This is a genomic window from Paenibacillus sp. ALJ109b (assembly GCF_010747435.1).
Lineage (GTDB): Bacteria > Bacillota > Bacilli > Paenibacillales > Paenibacillaceae > Paenibacillus > Paenibacillus taichungensis.
Genome location: NZ_JAAIFP010000001.1, coordinates 14,807 through 33,440 on the forward strand (window position 1 = coordinate 14,807; position 18,634 = coordinate 33,440).

The following is an 18,634-nucleotide window of genomic DNA, read 5'->3' on the forward strand; positions in this document are numbered from 1 at the left end:
GTACTTCCTCCTCTACCCATCATTATTGAGAGAATTAATTCATCTTCCCACGAACTGCTTTCAGCCATTTCCCTTCCTTAAGCAGAAGGTAGGCACGCTCTATATCTATGGTTTGATTACGGTCTTCTGACAAAAAAGGAACCTCGGAACGCAACAGTTCATAACCTGCTCTTGTCCCCTCACCTAGAGTCATATCCATACGCAGATCAATAGCTTGAGCAGCATGAAGCGCTTCAATCGCCAAAATATAAGTAACACGATCAACAATCTCTCTTACCTTGCTTACAACGTAAGGAGAATTGGCAGCATGATCCTCCATGTCTCCCGCCAGTGAGAAATAGTCAGATGAAACGGGATTACTCAGATGACGAATTTCTGCATCCAGTGAGGTTGCTGTTTTCTGAACCGTGCAGAAGCCGACGGAGCGGCTCGAATCAGCAGTCAAGAAGCGGCTTAACCCTGTAAAGTCCGGGTCACCCAGCTTGATCATGCGATAGCATGAACTTTTAGATACATGATGCAGCGCACTTCCAAGCATCTCGAAGCCTAGTGTCCATGTTATGGGATCATAATTGGCGCAGGATAAGATTCTACGCTCTTCCGTCAGCACACAGGGGTTATCGTCCGAACTATTAAGATGAACTTCAAGCTGCTGGCGCGCATAGGCATAAGCATCTCTTGCCGCACCATGAATCTGGCAAGCGTCACGGAAGCTCAGCGGGTCTTGCAGCGAATCAGGATTAAAACCATTCCAGAGTCCGCTACCACGCAGACTTCGCCGGACCATAGACAGGCTCTTTAACTGTCCTGGAAAAGGACGTTTGAAATGAACCGCTTCATCCAACGGACTAATATTACCCCGGATCGCTTCCAAAGACAGCGCGTATACAGAGTCTGCAGTATCCAGTAACTCTTCTATGTCGAAGAGTGCCAGTGCTCCGTTTCCGGCTGAGAGAGCATTGGAACTGACGATAGCCAGACCGTCCTTGGGACCAAGGCGCAGGGGTTCTAAACCCATTGCCATTAACGCATCGCTCGCTGGTATACGATTGCCTGTCATGTGCACTTCACCTTTACCAATCATGGCCAGACCGATATGCGATATCGAGGTAATATCCGCCGCACCCACAGATCCGCGAAGCGGGAGAACCGGGTGAATACCCATATTGAGAAAATCTGCGTAACGTTTGGCAATATCGGGCTGAGCGCCGGTAGCTCCAGCAAGTAAGCTATTGAGCCGGGCAAGCATCACCGCACGAACGACATCTTCTGTTGCCTCCGGCTTCACCCCAGCACTGTGAGATAACAACAAATTCCGGTTATAGTCTTCAAAATAATCATCTCCGATAACCTTGTCCTTATTCCAGCCTACACCACGATTCAGTCCATAGACAGGAACGCCTTCTGCAGCTAGTTCATAAATTACTCTTCGTGCCGTAACTAGTCGTTCCCAGGCTTCATCGGCAATCACCACGGATCTCCGCGAACGAGCTACACTCTCCACATCCTCAATGGTCAGGCGGGTTCCGTCCAATACAATTTGGTTAGAACTGAGCGAGAGAATGCTCTCCTCAAGCATAGATTGTTTTCTCCTTGTCAAAAGCATAACTCTGTAAATCGATGCCCAGCATTTCTTCCACCTCGGGATATACGCTGGGGTCCTTTACACTGGAGCTCAGTGGCACCTTGGATTTATCAATGGCGAAGACCGCTATTTCCATCCCCTCTTCAACATCTCCCACACTCACAGGCAGACCATTCTTCAGATCAAACGTAGTAATTACGTCCGGGAAGGTGGTCAGGCGTGTACCTTCATTGTCCTCGACGGCCATATATTCATTCATTACATGAAGTGTAAGCCTACGGTTGGGGATGGATACTTCGATCGTACCCACATCGAAAGCACCTGAATAATGAACATTTTTTGTTGTCACCGTCCCTCTGCCGAGGATTCTTCCATTGGTCTTGTGTACCACGGCCTCTAGCACCGCTTCCGGTCCATCCGGCTCTGCCTTCTGAATGACACGACCCAACTCAATCGCTATCGAGATGCCACCGATCGCAGCATGCTTCTTAATATGTTTGATCGGGAGCGGGTGCCGCGCGGCAGCAATAAACCCACCCGCCATGTCCGAAGCAGTACGCAGTATATTGGAGGTCCGTGCCGGAGTTCCCTTAACCACAAGTTCCATGTAGCTGCCAATCTCTGGTTTGCCGCCAGCCACTGCTTGTATCGTCTCGTAATCAATAGAAGACGCGAGGCCAAGTGAGCCCATCTTGCCAGTTGGATGTGCGCGGATATCTCCAGTGGCATCAATAACAGCAAGACCCAGGGCTGCTGCCGGCAGCCAACCGTTAATGGTGCTGGACATGCCATTCTGCGGAGTCATGACCCCGGCTATTTTGCCATCATAGTTTTCAATGATTAGCTGAACAGCCTTAATGTAGTCCTTTCCAAGCATTTGCCAGTCTCGTCCGGCAGGTGCCCCGATTGCGGTACATGTCAATATAATGGCGTCATCTGGCAGTTCATCTACCGACAGGAGCTTCGGTCGTCCGATACTCAGTGCCGCGTGTCCAATCTCCAGTCCATGATCCACCCAGCCTCCGCCACCGCTGGCAAATACAGAGCCGCCTTTGACAGCAGCATTTACATCATCTCTTGTTAATTCCCGCATAAAATCTCCTCCTGGTTGAAATTTCGTTGTAGCATTTCCCGATGTTATTTCACAGTGGATGAAATGGTTTCATATTGATGGGTATCAATTCGGGCAATCCCCTTGGTTTGAACTTCGGCCAACGATTGCTCGTAACCGGCATCCGCATAGCGGAGTACGCCAAGACCAGTATCATTGTCAAGCGCTGTACGAAGACGGGCATCACTTGCCTCTGATCCGTCGGCTACAATGGTGACTCCAGCACTTGTCATATAACCGGAATAGCCCCCTCCGCCGGAATGAATCGCCACCAGATCAGCCATGGAAGAACAATTGAGCATGGCATTCAACAACGGCCAGTCGGAGATCGCATCGCTTCCGTCTTTCATCCGTTCGGTCATAATGTTGGGATGAGCCATAGCAGCTGCATCCAGATGATCCCGGGAGAAGGCGACTGGTCCTGCAAGTTTCCCTTCTCGTACCAATTGGTTAACCGCGAGTGCCAGCTTGCTGCGGTCTTTATGCCCAAACCAGCCTATACGGGCCGGCAATCCCTCAAACGGCACATACGTATTCGCGAGTTTGATCCAATTAGACACGATGTCATTATCACTAAATTCTTTCAGGATATAATCGTCAATGATTCGTATATCCTCTGCCTCTCCGCTAAGAGCGATCCAGCGGAAAGGACCGATAGCCCGCGCAAAAAGAGGACGAAGAAAAGCTTCCGTAAATATATCGATCTCAAAAGCATTCGTAACTCCATATTGCACTGCTTGTGAACGGATATTGTTACCATTGTCAAAAACGACCGCGCCCCGTTGTTTGAATTCCAACATCGCTTTTACTTCATTCGCAATTGAAGCTCCGGCAGCGGCTTGAAGCTCCGTCGGATGCTCTCGTCTTGCCACACCAGCGGAAGCAGGTGAGTATCCGCTTGGAATATATCCGTATAACAAATCATGTGCAGATGTTTGGTCAGTCACAATATCCGGCTGGACACCTCTCCGAAGCAGTTCTGGATAGACATCCGCAGCATTACCGAGCAATCCAACGGACAGGCTTGTGCCGCTGCTTACAGCTTCATTAATCCATAGCAATGCTTCATCCAGGCTATCTGTCTTTCGCTGTAAATAACCAGAAGCGATTCGTTTGTCTATTCTCTCCTCCGCAACTTCTACACAAAGGATTGCCGCATTAGCCATATAACCTGCTAAAGGCTGCGCGCCCCCCATACCTCCCAAGCCAGCTGTTAGAATGAAACGTCCTCGCAAATCGCCACCGAAGTGCAGCCTTGCGATACTTTGGAAGATTTCATAGGTTCCCTGTATGACACCCTGTGATCCGATGTATTGCCAAGCAGCCGCAGTAAGGCCGCCCCAAATGATCAGACCTTTATCTTGCAACTCATAGAAATTCTCGCTGGTTGCCCATCGGCCGACCAGATTGCAGTTAGCCATTACGACAAGTGGTGCTTGCCGATGGGTTCTGAATACACCAATCGGTTTGCCTGACTGAATGACCAGTGTTTCGTCTTCCTCCAATTGTTTTAGGGTATCAACAATTGCCAGATAGGAAGGCCAGTTACGGGCTGCCTTTCCAAGGGAGGCATAGACGATCAGCTCCTTCTGGTTCTCGCCGTTCTCGAGCACGTTCTCCAGCATGCGCAGCAACGCTTCCTGACGCCAGCCTTTGCACCGCAGCACGCCACCTCGTTCAGCAACAATCCTTTTCACAGTCACTCCTCGCTTTCTTATCTTTCTGCCGTTCCTAAAGTAATCTTTTCTTGTGAATAGCGGTTCTCTGGCTTGCTGAGTCCAAAATGGTCCCTCAGTGTAGTGCCTTCATATTCTAGGCGCAACAAACCTCTGCGCTGAAGAATGGGCACTACCTCTGCTACAAAATCATCCAGAGCACCAGGCAGGTGAGTAAAGGCAATATTGAATCCATCTGCCGCACCATTGCTGAACCACTCCTCAATATGATCAGCAATCTGCTCGGGAGTTCCGGCAAAAGCCCGTTTGCTTACAATCCGTTTGGCAAGCTGAATCAGCGTCAAATCTTCTTCCTTGAGGATACGTCGGATACGTTGTAAACCACTTTTACTCTGGTTAAAGCCTTCTTCTTCAGGTAGAAAAGGCAGCGGTTCATCCAGCGGATAGCCGGAAACGTCCACCCCGATGTAATGTGATAGCAAGTCCAAAGCCAGTCGATCTGGAGTAAGATTCTCGACAATAGCAAGCTGCTCCGCTGCCTCTTCCGCAGTAGCCCCAATAATGGGCATCAAGGCAGGCAATATCTTGATCTCATCGGGAGAACGGTCATATTTGGCAAGCCTTCCCTTGATGTCTTCATACAGTGCTTTCCCTTCTGAGAATGTGCCACCAGGGGCAAATACAATTTCGGCCGTTGCCGCGGCTACCTCTTTACCGGCTTCCGAAGCTCCGGCTTGGATCAAAACTGGATACCCTTGTGGTGGACGGGAGATATTAAGGGGTCCTTTTACTTTAAAATGAGTACCTTCGTAATCCAGATTGTGCAGCTTGTTCTTGTCTGCAAAGTACCCACTTTCCTTGTCGAACAGCAGTGCATCCTCTTCCCAACTATCCCAAAGTCCTTGCGTTGCCTCTACAAATTCTTTCGCACGTTCATATCGCAGCTCATGCTGCAGATGGCGTTCCTTACCGAAGTTCCGCGCCTCTTCGTCCGTTTGAGACGTCACAATATTCCACGCGGCTCGCCCGCCACTGAAATGATCCAGCGTCGCCAGCTTCCGCGCAATATGATACGGATCGTTATAAGTCGTCGAGATGGTCGCCGCCAAACCAATATGGGACGTTACCGCCGCCAGTGCGGAAAGTAGTGTGAACGGCTCCGGCCGAATGCTATTTGCATGGCTAATACCCGATTCGAATCGGTCCCAGACATACAGTTCATCGGCGTAGAAGAACATGTCAAATCTTCCACGCTCCGCCGTCTGCGCAATTCTTTTGTAATAATTGAAATCAAGGAGTCCCTCTGCTTCAGACCCAGGATGTCTCCAACTTGAAATATGCTCACCCGCCGGAAAAAACATCATTGCCCCCAGCGCAAGCTGACGATTATCATTACTCACAATGCATCACCCTCTCTTATTAACTCGTTGTTAGACAACGTAATTACCGTTAATCATTGATCCATCATATAGAATTTCACTTGATTAGTCCTTGGGCTTTCAGCCAGTCCCGCGCTACATCAAGTGCCGGCTTTTGATCCTGCTCCACTTCTGCATTCAACTTTTGCATTGCCTTCTCATCCAGTTTTCCTGCCAACTTGTTGAGGACTTCTTTCAACTCCGGATGTTCATCCAGCGTCTGCTCACGAACCACTGGAAATGCATCATACGGAATAAACACATGCTTGTCATCCTCCAACGCTACGAGGTCATTCGCCAGGATTTGGCTGTCCGTTGAATACGAGAGCTTCACATCAATCAGCTTTTGCTTTATCGCCTGATACTGCAAGGAAGGGTCCTGAATGGACTTTGTCTCCTTGAACTTTGGTTTGTATATGCTCTCTACATAAGGCCAGGCATCTGGGCGATTCAGAAACTCCTCACTGGCTCCAAAAACCAGTTCACCTGATTTCTCAGCAAGTTGAGAAGCTGTCTTCAGCCCATACTTCTCAGCGGTTTCTCTACGAACGGTAAAGACATAGGTATTGTTGAACCCTAAGGGATTTAGTGCAATCAATTTGTTCTTTTCCTTGAGCTGGGTTACGACTGTTTTAAATGCTTTATCTGCATCGAATTCTGGTTCCTGCTTCAAAATATTGATCAAGGCCGTCCCGCTGTACTCTACATAAGCATCCACATCTCCCGAGTCAATGGCATTCCAGAGTAGTGTGTTATCCAGCTTCTTAATCTCTGTTTTCAGCTTCGTGTCATTCTCAACTAAAATTTTGAAGGCGTTGGCCAAAATATCCGACTCTGCGAATCCTTTTGTGGCCAGCACGATGGTATCGTTTCGCCCGGACGCATTGGAATTCGAGCACCCCGCTACTGTCAGCACGGTCGTCAACACCAGCCCAAGGGTGATAAGCAGCCTGCCTCCTTTGATTACACTCCATCTTTTTTTGTTTGTGGTTGTCATGATTGCTTCCCCTCTCCCTAAGTAAAAGCTTAAAATTTATTCAAATGCCGCAAACCTTTCGGGGTAAGCGCCCTGTTAAGCAGCAGCAAAATGAAGTTAACGGAGATTACCAGCAGCGAGACGGGGATGGCCCCTTCCATAATGGTAACCGTGTTGATCATGGCAATACCTCTTGTGATGATGTCTCCCAGGCCTCCTGCGGCAATATAGGTCGCAATTGTCGTAAGGCTGATCGTTTGCACCGCGACGAGCCTTACGCCGGCCATGATGACACTGCGCGCAATTGGAAGCTGAATCATCTTCATCATCTGCCATTTGGTCATGCCCATTCCGGTTCCTGCCTCAATCAGAGAAGGATGAACACCATTAATGCCGACATAGGTGTTCTGGAGCATTGGAAGCACGGCATATAAGGTTAATGCAATAATGGCGGGTGTTGTACCGATACCTACCAGCGGAATCATGAATCCGAACAAGGCCAAACTTGGGATGGTCTGGATGGCAGAAACTACAGTAATGATTGTATTTGCCATCCGCTTGCGGCTGGTCAGATAAATACCAAGGGGGATTGCAATAATTCCCGCCATGAGGACGGAAATGAGGGACAGATACATGTGCTCTCCCATTTTCTCAACGATCATCGGCCAGTCAGCAACTAACGTATCCCATACATGGTTCATGCGCTGGTCTCCTCTCGGTGAAAGTGTCTCCCAATGGCTTCAATAACACCTGAGCGGGTTACCGTACCGATTAATCGGTTCTGATCATCCACGACAGGCAATATTCGTTGACTTTGCATCAGTTCGAACACATCAGAAATTGGTGTGTTCTCAAAGAGGGCGGGAGTCCCATTTTTCACAATATCGCCGACCTTCATTTTGCTGTCCTGCTGCAGATGTTCACTGATTTCTTCAATTCCTACAATACCCAGCAGCTCTCCCCAATTCCCGGTCACAGCAAGGGCATCAGCCTGATTCAAACGCAAGAGATCAAGTGCCTCTACGATTGTTGAGATATTACTTATCGAGAGACCGTCAATCATAATATGCTGTGCCATCCCACTTGGAAAAGAAGGACGAAACCTCTCCTGACCGATGAATTCGATCACAAAGTCGTTTGCCGGATGAGCCAGCAGCTCCGCAGGTGTACTGTTCTGAATTACCTCACCCTCCTTCAGTAGAATAATCCGATCAGCGATCTTCAGCGCTTCTTCAATGTCGTGGGTGACAAAAATTATCGTTTTATGCAGCCGCTGATTCAGCTGGATCAGTTCTTTTTGAAGCTGGACCCGGCTGATGGGATCAAGTGCGCTAAAAGGTTCGTCCATTAAAATAATGGAAGGGTCTGACGCCAGTGCACGAGCTACACCGATCCGTTGTTGCTGCCCTCCACTAAGCTCATGGGGATAACGTTTGCTGTATTGTTCAGCTGGGAGACCGATCAGGTTCAGTAATAGATCAACTCTCTCTTTTCGTTCTTCCTTTTTTGCTCCCTTAAGCCTCGGAACAATGCCAATATTCTCTTCTATGGTCATATGTGGAAACAAGCCAATTTGTTGAATCACATATCCGATATCGCGTCGGAGTTGGACTGCATCTGCAGCTCCTACATCTCGCCCTTCGACAAGAACTCTTCCCTGATTCGGCTCCTCAAGACGGTTGATCATTTTGAGCAGTGTAGTTTTGCCGCAACCCGAGGGCCCAATAATTGTTACAATCTGACCTTTCGGTACCGTAAGATTAAAATCATGCAGCACACTGCCAGAGCCATAATTTTTATTTACATGTTGGAACTCAACTGCCACTGCTTCAGTCATCGTTCTTCCTCTCCCTCCAAAATACAGTAAACAAATTTGTTAACTCGGATAAACAAATAAATTTTTTTACATCCTTCAGTCATCATTTAACTATTATTGCGAATTCTTGCTAAAAAAGAAGAAGGCCTTATTTCTCGCCAATAGGCGAAAAACAAGACCTCCACTGTTATGGTCAGCCGTTTATTATTAACATGCGATAATCGGATTTCTTATTTCAATAATATTACCAAGAACATTCTTTTGTCAATCATTAATTCCACTATTTCTATCGGGATTAATTGTGATCGATGATTTTCTTCTATTCCCCTCCAAGTAGATTGGAGAGATGCTTGGACGATTCCATAACGCTATGAATCATTTCGGGTATCCTCTCTTTCGTCCCGCGAAATAAAGGACCCGCAATAGATAGACTTGCCACGACAAGACCATGACTATCCAATACCGGTGCACCAATAGCGAACACATCGGGATCGTATTCTCCTTCAGTACAAGCGAAGCCCTGTTCCTTGACAGCTTTCAAGCTATCAATCAATTCCGATCGGTTCCGATCGGTTGTAATATTTGCTACAACCTGCTCAATTGTCTTTTCATTTTCAAAAGCCAGTATACTTTTTCCAGAAGCGCCTTGATGTAAAGGCAGACGTCTACCGTTCTCGATTACAAATTGAATAAGACCTCGGCCTTTCACATGTTGAATGCATACAGCATCATTTCCAGTTCTAACGAACAATAACGAAGTTTCTTGTGTAGACTCCATCAGATCGATCATAATAGGCAATGCAAGTGACAACAACTCACGATGAATTTGTTGATTCAAGCTACGAGCTAAATCCAGAATACGCAAACCAAGTCCAATCTGATTCTTGCCCCTACGTTCCACAATCCCGTTCTTTTCAAGCGTTTGCAAAAAACGATAGGTTGAGCTTTCTGGAATGCTGACCTTTTCTGCGATCTCACTAACCGATAATGTTCCATTCGCCTCAGATAACGCAAATAAAATATCCAAAGCCCTTCCAAGAGTGTTTGTTCCACTTTTCCGATCCAAAGCGACGCTCCCTTTCATTGAAATCATCCGTTTCTTTTATCATATAGTGAAAGATTGCGGAAATCACTATCGTTTTACTCGTCTGTATAAACGAAATTCACATAGAATGCATATTAAATAGTTACTGTCATAGCACGTTAACGCACTCGAGCAATGCAATGACTGGGTAGACATACCTCCAGAAAAAATCATAAAAAAAAGAGATATGCACCTCCAAAAAATGAGGCACACATCTCTAATAATAAGCATTTTATGACTCGCTGTCTCATGCACAAGTATGTTAGAGATCTTGAATATTAACCTTCCTACGCAATGGAAACACGGTGTATCTCATCTTCACCCACTTTTACAGAAATAAAGCTGATCTGTTCTCCACCTTCGGTTGTTTCCTGTTGGGCAGCAACGGCTATGCCGTTGTGGTATAACGTCTCGGTATTTACAGGGAAAGCAGCCTTCCAGACAAAAGGTTTTCCAGATTGCAGCGTCACTTCACTCTCTGTATTCCCCGTATGTTTAATCATAATGTTCCGATCAAGGATAGGGATATTACCCATTTCCGCCCATTCCAGTGAATGCGTAAGTCTTGGCAAGGTGCTAATTACGGATGCTCCGTTTCCCGTAATTCCCATTAATCCGGCGGCGATGGAACCTATCACACAATAAGATACCTCCGGGTAGTCCCGTCGCTCCAATGATGGATTTACCAGCTCTTTCAATTCACTAAAGGCTTCTTCATTTTGGCCATACCGATAAAAAATATCCGGCAAGTAAGTCTTTCCTTCAACGTTAGCAACACGATGGATCTTGACATCCTCAAGCGCCTTATGCAGTTTCTCCGGGTCACTGACCGACCCGTAATAGATAGGGAGAAATGTTCCTTCTGCATTATAGCCTGTTAGGAATGAATGATCTTGCAGCTTGGCTCCGAAGAAGCGCTCCTCCTCCTCGTTCCACCATTCCTGCTCATAACGCTGTTTCAGGTCTTGCGCCTTGGTAGCGTACACTTCCGCTATCTCCGTTTGGCCCCTGAGACGGGCAAGATGGACAAATGCACGGTAACCGGCAATTTGAGCAGCGATCATATCACCACCTATCAAAGGCTGATGTCCAGCTTCGTTGAAGGTAGCCAGGCCCCTGCGTCCGTATTCGGGATAATATTCCAATACTCCGTCTCCGTCTTTGTCCCAAGTGTTCGTATATTCATTTAACGTTAAATTGAAGAAATCCAGTAACTTACTGTTATTTAAATAATAAGTATCTCCTGTCCATAAGTACTGACGTAAGCTGGCGTCAATAATGTCGAAATTCGCGGGGAGATTATACCAAAAATCCTCATCGCTTTCATAATCGACTGGGGCAGGAACATTGTCTTTATTGATCTCCCAGTACGTGCACCAGTCACGTGACTCGGCAATATTTTCGGCAAAATGCATGATCATGTTCTTGGTATGAAGACGAAGCCCAAGAACAGCAGCTCCGGTGCTGTGGTGCATGACATCACGGATGCAAAATGCTTCTCTGGCTGGAAGAGCGGCTTCGTACCATAGCCCGACGGGATCTTCACCAAAGTGGGCATATTCCAGCGCCTGCCGTTTGGCCCAAACAAAACCTTCATTCAACTCCTTATCGGAAGATTGAAAAGTTACTGCACCAGCTTGGGATTCTATCTCTCTCTCATAAGGCATGTCAAAGCCCCTCCTGTCCTTATTAGGTTTAACTTTCCTTGGAACCTGAGAAGGTCAGACCTTCCATAAACGCTTTTTGCGCGGTGAAGAATAATAGGATACACGGTAAAGTGATTACAACAGCCGCTGCCATTAACAAGTTGGTATCTGTGGCATAAGTACCCTGAAAACCCGCCAAACCAAGCGTGAGTGTCTTCCATTTGTCGCTGTTGATATAAATAAGCGGTCCCATGAAGTTGTTCCACGAGCCCATAAAGACCATGACGCCAACCGCCATCAGAGCCGGTTTGGACAGCGGCAGGAAAATCTTCCACCAAATTTTAAAGTAACCGCATCCGTCGATGATCGCTGCTTCCTCCAATGCGACGGGTAGCCGGGAATAGAACTGACGTAGCAAAAAGATATAGAACGCCGATCCAAAGAAGGTCGGAACGATCAGCGGGTACAGTGTATCCAGCATGCCCAGATTCTTGAACAGAATGAATTGCGGAATCATCGTAACCTCGCCCGGTAACAGCATGGTTGACAGCACCAGGACGAACAAGATCCCGCTTCCCCTCACCTTCAAGCGGGCAAAGGCATAGCCCACAATAGATGAAGAAAGAACCGTACCCACGATAGGGAACACTGTTGTAATTACAGTATTGACCAGATAACGACCAAATGGGAACGCGGTAAGCGCCTTCGCATAATTATCCCAGCGCCAGTTATCAGGCCATATGCTCATTCCTGAAACTGCAACCTCTTCCAGACTCCTTAGAGAGGCAGAAACCATCCACAGAAAGGGATACAGGAACATAACGGCTCCGATCAGCAGCAATATATAGGCCAGCCAATGCACCTTTTTGTGAGCAGATTTACGCTCTGTTTTTACGGACACGACGCTTCCTCCTTCCGGTTTGCTCTGTTTCGTAATAAACCCATAATGCACTGCTGCGGAATACGAGCGCAGTGAACACGAGGATAATCACAAAGAGTACCCAAGCCAGGGCCGAACCGTAACCCATTTTGAACCACATAAAGGCATTTTGATATAGGTAGTAGGCATAAAATAACAACGAATTATCAGGTCCGCCGTTAACCATGAAACCTTGGGTAAAGGTCTGGAATGCCCCAATCATACTTGTAACGGTGTTGAAAAATAAAATCGGTGAAATCTGTGGTAGCGTCACATGCCAGGCTTTTCTTGCTGCCGTTGCTCCATCAATCTCAGCCGCCTCATACAAGCTTTGTGGAATATCCGAAAGACCGGCCAGATAGATAATCATATTGCCTCCGACCGTCCAAAGACTCATGATAATGACTGCCGGCATTGACCAATCTGGACTGGAGAACCAGCCAGGACCTTCGATACCAATCAAACGCAATAATGAATTGACCAGACCGACATTCGGGTTAAAGATCCAGATAAACAGCACCATTTGTGCGACACCCTGCACGAGCGTTGGCAAATAATAGATGGTACGGAAAAAATAGATCCCGCGCAGCTTCAAATTCATCAGCAAGGCAATCGCTAAAGAGAGAATGACCTGCAAGGGTACACTTACGAGTGTGTAATAGAAGGTCACGGACAGCGATTTATAAAACATGGTATCCTTGAACAACATGCGGTAGTTGTCCAAACCGATCCATTTCGGGTCGCTAACGACCTCCCATTTGTTGAAGCTGATATAGAATGAGAAAATCATCGGACCTACCGTAAATAACAGAAAGCCAATAATCCAGACTGAGACGAACAAATAAAAACTTGCCGTTTTGGTATGGATAATCCTCTTTTTCACAAGAACTCTGGTAATGGTATAAATAATAGCGAATATTAGCACGATAACGGTCAGAAAAGGGAGAAGAGGCAACAATGCTGCTGGTGCCCCTATTCCTTCATAGAAACTGTAGATCCCTTCTATTATTCCATTCATAGTTTGCTCCCGTTAGTTTTGTTGTAAAATCTTGTTTATCTTCTCTGCCACCTGCGGGAATACTTCCTTAACATCCTTGTTTCCAATTCCGATTGGTGTTGTATCATCGATAGCTTTCATCTCGTTGTTGATTTCATTCGTACCCTTCTGGGCTTCCTGTGTATGCTGCTTCTCGGCGGCAAGTACGAAGGCTTTCAGGTTTTTGTCGGGGGAAACCTCTTCAAACGCACTTGTTGCACTGGAAATAACCGGAACTCCATAGGCATTCTTGTTTCCTCCGATGATTTTTTGCACCTCTTCGTTTTGTGAAAGGTGATTAATGAACGTTACTGCGGCTTCAGCATTCTTGCTGTCCTTGCTAAGAGCCAGTCCATTAACTTCTTTGGAACCGCCGTTCCCTGGGAAAGGAACAACATCCCATTTGAATTTCTGCACATCAGCCATTTGCGGCAAATACCAAGGACCAAAGTCGGTGAACATGCCGATTCTTCCACCCAGGTACCAGTTCATCATGCTTTGTCCCTGCTTCTCACTATCGTTCGGCACGATGCCGGCTTGTTTGCTAGAGACAATATACTCGGCAGCGGCTATGACTTCCGGTGAATCTAGTGCCGACTTACTTAGATCATCGCTGTAAAATTGACCACCGAACGCATAAATCCAGTTACCGAGCCACAGCGGTTCTGAACCAAAAATCTTTGTTGCCCCTTCTCCAGATGTGAGATTCTTTGCGATGTCATTGAATTGTTCAACCGTCATCGGTTCAGTCTTGCTTGGAAGCGGAATGTTATTTTTCTCAAAAAGATCGACGTTAATCGCCATAACTTTAGGCTTGATAATAAATGGTGCTGCATAGGCTTTGCCATCCACACTCATGGAATCGACGAGGGAAGGCGAACTGAAGAGCGATTCATCCAACTTCAACTCTTGGAAAGCGTTTGCAAAACCGGGCAAATCCCCTCCTGAGATCAGCATGACATCAGGAGTCGTACCTCCAGCAATCATCGTCTGTAGTTTGGTGAGATAATCCTTCTGAATCCACTGGCTCTCAACCTGAATGTCGGGGTAACTTGTTTCGAAGTTATCAATGGCTTGCTTGATCGCATCAGCTTCTGACTGAGCTCCCCAGAAGGCAAATGTTATTTTACCCTTGTCCTTCGTCCCGCTCTGACTTTCCGACGAGTTCCCTCCATTTCCGGAACACGCCGACAATGCAATTACAACAAGTAGAGATAAAATAATCAAAGACCATTTTTTCATCATTTTTCCCCCTATTGAATTGAATATTTAAATAAAGATCAATCTTCCACGTCCCCTATGGATCTGATTTCCGCGCCGCAGCTGCTTCTAATAACCAGCTTCGATGGAATCACGATCTTTAACGGCACTTCTCTGCCGCCGATCCGTTCTAGCAGCATTTTCACCGCGCTCTGACCCATTTGTTCAGTGTAGATTTTCACCGTGGTTAACGGCGGATTGGCGTATGAAGCCATTTCAATATCATCGATGCCGACCATTGCGATATCTTTCGGAACCTTTAAACCAGCTTCTTTTAATGCCCTCCCAGCAGCTATCGCCATGGGGTCGGAACCAATCAGGAAAGCTTCCGGTAAATCCTGCTTATCAATCACTTCCTTCATGAGCTGATATCCGGTAGACATGGAGAAATTATTACCGATATGGACATGCTCAGGCAGGTACAGATTTTTCTGCTTCATATAAAATTCAAAACTGCTTTGCCGCTGATCCACTGAATCGATACCAGAGTTGGAACCAAAACGATTGATGAAATCGCGTGAGCTGATCAGGCCAATTTTTGTATATCCAAGTCCGGTAAGATGATCCAAAGCCATCCGAGTTACCTTGTCAAAATCGACGACGACGGAATCAAAGCGGTCCTCATCCGGCGAATAGTCGACAAAAACAATGTTATGTATTCGGCTGAAGTACAAATTGTATGGATCAAATTCGAACTTGCCAATCACTATAAGGCCATCAAGCCCCGACAGGCTTTCATACGAATCATGGTTCACCCAGCGAATAGTCCGAGTAATGTGAAGGCCCAGCTGATTGAATTCTTTCTCGATTTGCAGCCTTATAGTCAGGTAATACGGGTCCTCCGACTCAAATTGCTCCGAGCAGAAGGTCACCAATCCAATTTTATAATCTTTCAACTGCGCCGCTTGATTGGTATGACGACGCTGGGTTACTTTATATTGCAGCTGTTCTGCAGCAGAAAGAATTTTTCTTCTTGTTTCCTCCAATACCGATAAAGAAGGATCCCCGTTCAGTACACGGGAAACTGTAGATGGAGAAACACCGGCCAGACTTGCAATATCACGAATTGTTGGCACTACTGATCACCTTTTCACTTCATATTTGGGAAACACCCCTCACAATCATTTTATAGTTTTGCTAACCACTTGCCAATCACATTGTATTTTGTTTACTAAACATTAGCGAACTAATGCGTGTTTTCAATATATCAGAGATCAATTTGTTTGACAATACCTTATTGTCATCGCTTACATCTATTTTTATTTGTATAAAACAATAATTATATCCCGTATTACGTATATTTATTTTATTTGTTTACTAAACTTTTTGTAAACATTATACTCTAAACAAGGTATCGTTAGTCCTTATCTATTATACAAGCAGGAGGTATTATGAAAACTTTAATTAACTACGATTGTCCCACTGTAATTATTAACGGCAACAGCACCTTGTTTGAAAGCTTTACCAACATCGAAACCATTACGGAGAACCTTTTCCTGGTCCATATCCGACTAACAGCTGTGAAAAAAGAACAGCCGCCAGTGTGCCGGATCGAGTGGTCTACTCCCGCCGTAGACATCCACTCTTTATGGCATCCAGGTACCGACCGCAATAAAGCCCTTCAAGTGGATTGGGGTGATGGTTTCCAGTCCAAAAGCACTTCTCTCGCACCTGTGGCCTCTCTATATAATCTAGAGGGACGAAATCGAATGACCTTCGCTTTTACTGATGCATTGAACAACGTGTCGATAAAAGCCGGTATTCATGAAGAGGATTCCACCTTCCTATGCTCTGTTACCCTGTTTGAAGAAGCGATGCCAAAACTCGATCATTACGAAGCAACGCTTCGAATCGACCGTAGAGATATCCCCTTCTATATGGCGCTTGAAGATGTAACCAAGTGGTGGGAAGGCCTTCCCGGCTATGAACCCGCCGCAGTTCCTGATGTGGCCCTCCGCCCCATGTACTCCACGTGGTATTCCTATCATCAGAAACTGACCGCTACCGAATTGGAGGAACAATGTAGACTTGCTACGGAACTTGGCTGTGACACCATTATCGTTGATGATGGCTGGCAGACGGACGACAACAACCGGGGTTATGCGTATACCGGGGACTGGGAAGTCTATGCGGGCAAGATTCCGGACATGAGAGCTCATGTGGATACCGTACATCGGCTAGGTATGAAATATATGTTATGGTACTCCGTGCCATTTGTAGGGAAGCGCAGCAAGGTATGGAGCAAGTTCGAGAATAAACTATTGCGGGTAGATGAGAAGCTGAATGCGGGAGTGCTGGACCCCCGGTACCCGGATGTGCGGGAATACCTGATCAACACCTATGAACAGGCCGTATCCGGATGGGATATTGACGGTCTGAAGCTGGATTTCGTGGATAGCTTCAGACTGAGCCCGGATCAGAAAGAGGGAACGGCGGAAGGACGGGATTATGAATCAGTGCCTGAAGCGGTGGACCGCCTGCTCTCCGATGTTATGGAGCGCCTGAGAGCCATCAAGCCGGATATTCTCATCGAATTCCGCCAAACGTACATCGGCCCGTTAATGCGAAAATACGGCAACATGTTCCGGGCCAACGATTGCCCGAACGACTCTATCCAAAATCGCATCCGTACGCTCGACCTGCGACTATTGTCGGGGAATACAGCCGTCCATTCCGACATGATTATGTTTAACCCTAAAGAATCGGTCGAAAGCGCAGCCATGCAGCTGATCAACGTTCTCTTCTCCGTGCCTCAAATCTCTGTTCGTCTCGATGAGATTGGAGAAGCGTACGCTGGAATGATCCGCTTTTGGCTCTCCTTCTGTAAGGAGAACAGTGACATTCTGCTGAAAGGTAAGTTAGTTCCGGAACAACCCGAGCTACTTTACCCACTTGTCAGTGCTCAAAGAGCAGGTACGAAAATTGTCGCTGTTTACGCTAATATTGTTGTCCCAATGGACGCTACCTATGACCGATTCATTGTAGCCAACGGCACTTATAACGAACAAGTAGTTGTGCGTTGCCACCATCAGGGTCGTTACGATCTAACTGTAAAAAATTGCTGCGGTCAAGTTGTTCTACTTCGTCAAATTGAGCTTCAGGACGGTTTGTACGAGCTCCCAATCGCAAGAGCTGGTCTAGTAATTTTACAGCGTATAGATGATTCAGGAGAGATATGAGCAGATCATTCAATAGCAGACAGGTTCCTTCCGTGGTCATAGCCCTGTCACATAAACAATAAAAAAGGCATTTAATAAATCGGCGACTTTTTCCATTCGATTGGGGAGAGGTCGCCCTATTTGTTTTGGAAACATTCCATGTTGTAAAACAAATCTTTGTGGGAAGATGACAAAAGTCACCTTAAACGAATTACTTTGTACACTGATATAAATTTTAAATATCCTCGATACTTAGGTTACATAAAAAAACAGACGAGGTGCTTACCATGAATCCAATATCTTTAACAATCTCATTATTAATTGTCTTACTTATTTTGAGGGGCGTTATCCAGGGCAGCAAGAAACCACTGCATGAATCTGGCCGGAAACTATTAATTCCGATCCTTTATATCTCTACATCTTTGTTTGAATTGTTCGACCCTACGTTGGTGCTTACATCTGGCAGAATGATCAGCTCAATCGCAATAGGTGCAATTCTGTCGATCCCGTTAATTCTGGTGACGCAATTCGAGCGGAAATCGGATGGCAAGATGTATTATAAAAGAAACGTATCTCTTTATGTTTTAATTATTGTTATCTTCTCGATCCGATTCTTTGACTTCTTGTTCATCTCAGGCATTGATCCCAAAACTCTTGGATTCCTGAATAATGTAGTCGCCTTATCCTATATTGCCATTTGGCGAATAGCTAGCTTCATTAAATTTCATAATTCCAAGTCTAGTACGTTCAGAGCTTGGGACAAAACCGCTTAATTGTACGATTAGCTAGAGCTGGTTGACTTGCCATATCAAGCATGTTAACCTAGGCCGAGTATTAACAACGATTGTCAAACCCTCCTACTCTTATAATGAAGAAAGGTAATTCAACAAATGATGATTTATAGTCGTCTCGCCATCATGATGCCCCCCTTTCCCTAGCTAGGCTCATT

General features: G+C 46.3%; 15 protein-coding genes. 2 read left to right on the forward strand and 13 right to left on the reverse strand.

Features of this window, described 5'->3' with window-relative positions:
* Positions 1 to 34 precede the first annotated feature (34 nt).
* The 13 genes from G3352_RS00065 to G3352_RS00125 all read right to left on the reverse strand — a co-directional run bounded on the left by G3352_RS00065 (position 35) and on the right by G3352_RS00125 (position 15,603).
* Entirely contained in the window at positions 35 to 1,579 is a 1,545-nt protein-coding gene (locus G3352_RS00065; protein ID WP_163752923.1) for an HAL/PAL/TAL family ammonia-lyase, read from the reverse strand.
* Positions 1,572 to 2,678, reverse strand: coding sequence for a DUF917 domain-containing protein (locus G3352_RS00070; protein WP_163752924.1), 1,107 nt, complete (start codon positions 2,676 to 2,678; stop codon positions 1,572 to 1,574). The genes G3352_RS00065 and G3352_RS00070 overlap by 8 nt, the downstream gene beginning before the upstream one ends.
* 44 nt (positions 2,679 to 2,722) lie before the next feature.
* The gene (locus tag G3352_RS00075; protein ID WP_345940704.1) at positions 2,723 to 4,393 is read right to left on the reverse strand and encodes a urocanate hydratase; all 1,671 of its coding nucleotides are present in this window, start codon (positions 4,391 to 4,393) and stop codon (positions 2,723 to 2,725) included.
* A gap of 17 nt (positions 4,394 to 4,410) precedes the next feature.
* Positions 4,411 to 5,772 carry an LLM class flavin-dependent oxidoreductase gene (locus G3352_RS00080; protein ID WP_345940697.1) on the reverse strand — a complete coding sequence of 454 codons (1,362 nt, stop codon included), beginning with the start codon at positions 5,770 to 5,772 and terminating at the stop codon, positions 4,411 to 4,413.
* A gap of 76 nt (positions 5,773 to 5,848) precedes the next feature.
* A complete protein-coding gene (locus G3352_RS00085; RefSeq protein ID WP_163752926.1) occupies positions 5,849 to 6,787 on the reverse strand; it encodes an ABC transporter substrate-binding protein in 939 nt (312 codons plus the stop codon).
* Between the two features lie 29 nt (positions 6,788 to 6,816).
* A complete protein-coding gene (locus G3352_RS00090) occupies positions 6,817 to 7,467 on the reverse strand; it encodes an ABC transporter permease (protein ID WP_163752927.1) in 651 nt (216 codons plus the stop codon).
* Complete coding sequence (locus G3352_RS00095) at positions 7,464 to 8,603, reverse strand: ABC transporter ATP-binding protein (RefSeq protein WP_163752928.1); 1,140 nt, start codon at positions 8,601 to 8,603, stop codon at positions 7,464 to 7,466. Before G3352_RS00095 ends, G3352_RS00090 begins: the two co-directional genes overlap by 4 nt.
* Positions 8,604 to 8,901: 298 nt before the next feature.
* Positions 8,902 to 9,666, reverse strand: a complete 765-nt coding sequence (locus tag G3352_RS00100; protein WP_163752929.1) for an IclR family transcriptional regulator — start codon at positions 9,664 to 9,666, stop codon at positions 8,902 to 8,904.
* A gap of 287 nt (positions 9,667 to 9,953) precedes the next feature.
* Positions 9,954 to 11,333: an MGH1-like glycoside hydrolase domain-containing protein gene (locus G3352_RS00105; protein WP_163752930.1), complete on the reverse strand. Its 1,380-nt coding sequence runs from the start codon at positions 11,331 to 11,333 to the stop codon at positions 9,954 to 9,956.
* 28 nt (positions 11,334 to 11,361) lie between these two features.
* Positions 11,362 to 12,213, reverse strand: a complete 852-nt coding sequence (locus G3352_RS00110; protein WP_163752931.1) for an ABC transporter permease subunit — start codon at positions 12,211 to 12,213, stop codon at positions 11,362 to 11,364.
* Entirely contained in the window at positions 12,191 to 13,249 is a 1,059-nt protein-coding gene (locus G3352_RS00115; protein ID WP_163752932.1) for a carbohydrate ABC transporter permease, read from the reverse strand. The genes G3352_RS00110 and G3352_RS00115 overlap by 23 nt, the downstream gene beginning before the upstream one ends.
* Before the next feature lie 12 nt (positions 13,250 to 13,261).
* Positions 13,262 to 14,509: a sugar ABC transporter substrate-binding protein gene (locus G3352_RS00120; protein ID WP_163752933.1), complete on the reverse strand. Its 1,248-nt coding sequence runs from the start codon at positions 14,507 to 14,509 to the stop codon at positions 13,262 to 13,264.
* Positions 14,510 to 14,547: 38 nt separating this feature from the next.
* Positions 14,548 to 15,603 (reverse strand): substrate-binding domain-containing protein, encoded by a 1,056-nt coding sequence (locus tag G3352_RS00125; protein WP_163752934.1) that lies wholly within the window; start codon positions 15,601 to 15,603, stop codon positions 14,548 to 14,550.
* Between the two features lie 315 nt (positions 15,604 to 15,918).
* Here G3352_RS00125 and G3352_RS00130 point away from each other — a divergent pair, with 315 nt between their 5' ends.
* Both G3352_RS00130 and G3352_RS00135 read left to right on the forward strand, forming a co-directional pair.
* Positions 15,919 to 17,706, forward strand: a complete 1,788-nt coding sequence (locus tag G3352_RS00130; RefSeq protein WP_163752935.1) for a glycoside hydrolase family 36 protein — start codon at positions 15,919 to 15,921, stop codon at positions 17,704 to 17,706.
* A 266-nt stretch (positions 17,707 to 17,972) separates the two neighbouring features.
* On the forward strand, positions 17,973 to 18,458 hold the full coding sequence (locus tag G3352_RS00135; RefSeq protein ID WP_163752936.1) for a CcdC protein domain-containing protein: 486 nt from the start codon (positions 17,973 to 17,975) through the stop codon (positions 18,456 to 18,458).
* Positions 18,459 to 18,634: the final 176 nt, after the last annotated feature.

Excerpts from the sequence above, each read along its gene's own strand:
- G3352_RS00105 (WP_163752930.1), bottom strand. The coding sequence starts at position 11,333 with ATGCCTTATGAGAGAGAGATAGAATCCCAAGCTGGTGCAGTAACTTTT.
- G3352_RS00090 (WP_163752927.1), bottom strand. The coding sequence starts at position 7,467 with ATGAACCATGTATGGGATACGTTAGTTGCTGACTGGCCGATGATCGTT.
- G3352_RS00115 (WP_163752932.1), bottom strand. The coding sequence starts at position 13,249 with ATGAATGGAATAATAGAAGGGATCTACAGTTTCTATGAAGGAATAGGG.
- G3352_RS00065 (WP_163752923.1), bottom strand. The coding sequence starts at position 1,579 with ATGCTTGAGGAGAGCATTCTCTCGCTCAGTTCTAACCAAATTGTATTG.
- G3352_RS00095 (WP_163752928.1), bottom strand. The coding sequence starts at position 8,603 with ATGACTGAAGCAGTGGCAGTTGAGTTCCAACATGTAAATAAAAATTAT.
- G3352_RS00120 (WP_163752933.1), bottom strand. The coding sequence starts at position 14,509 with ATGAAAAAATGGTCTTTGATTATTTTATCTCTACTTGTTGTAATTGCA.
- G3352_RS00100 (WP_163752929.1), bottom strand. The coding sequence starts at position 9,666 with ATGAAAGGGAGCGTCGCTTTGGATCGGAAAAGTGGAACAAACACTCTT.
- G3352_RS00135 (WP_163752936.1), top strand. The coding sequence starts at position 17,973 with ATGAATCCAATATCTTTAACAATCTCATTATTAATTGTCTTACTTATT.
- G3352_RS00130 (WP_163752935.1), top strand. The coding sequence starts at position 15,919 with ATGAAAACTTTAATTAACTACGATTGTCCCACTGTAATTATTAACGGC.
- G3352_RS00070 (WP_163752924.1), bottom strand. The coding sequence starts at position 2,678 with ATGCGGGAATTAACAAGAGATGATGTAAATGCTGCTGTCAAAGGCGGC.
- G3352_RS00085 (WP_163752926.1), bottom strand. The coding sequence starts at position 6,787 with ATGACAACCACAAACAAAAAAAGATGGAGTGTAATCAAAGGAGGCAGG.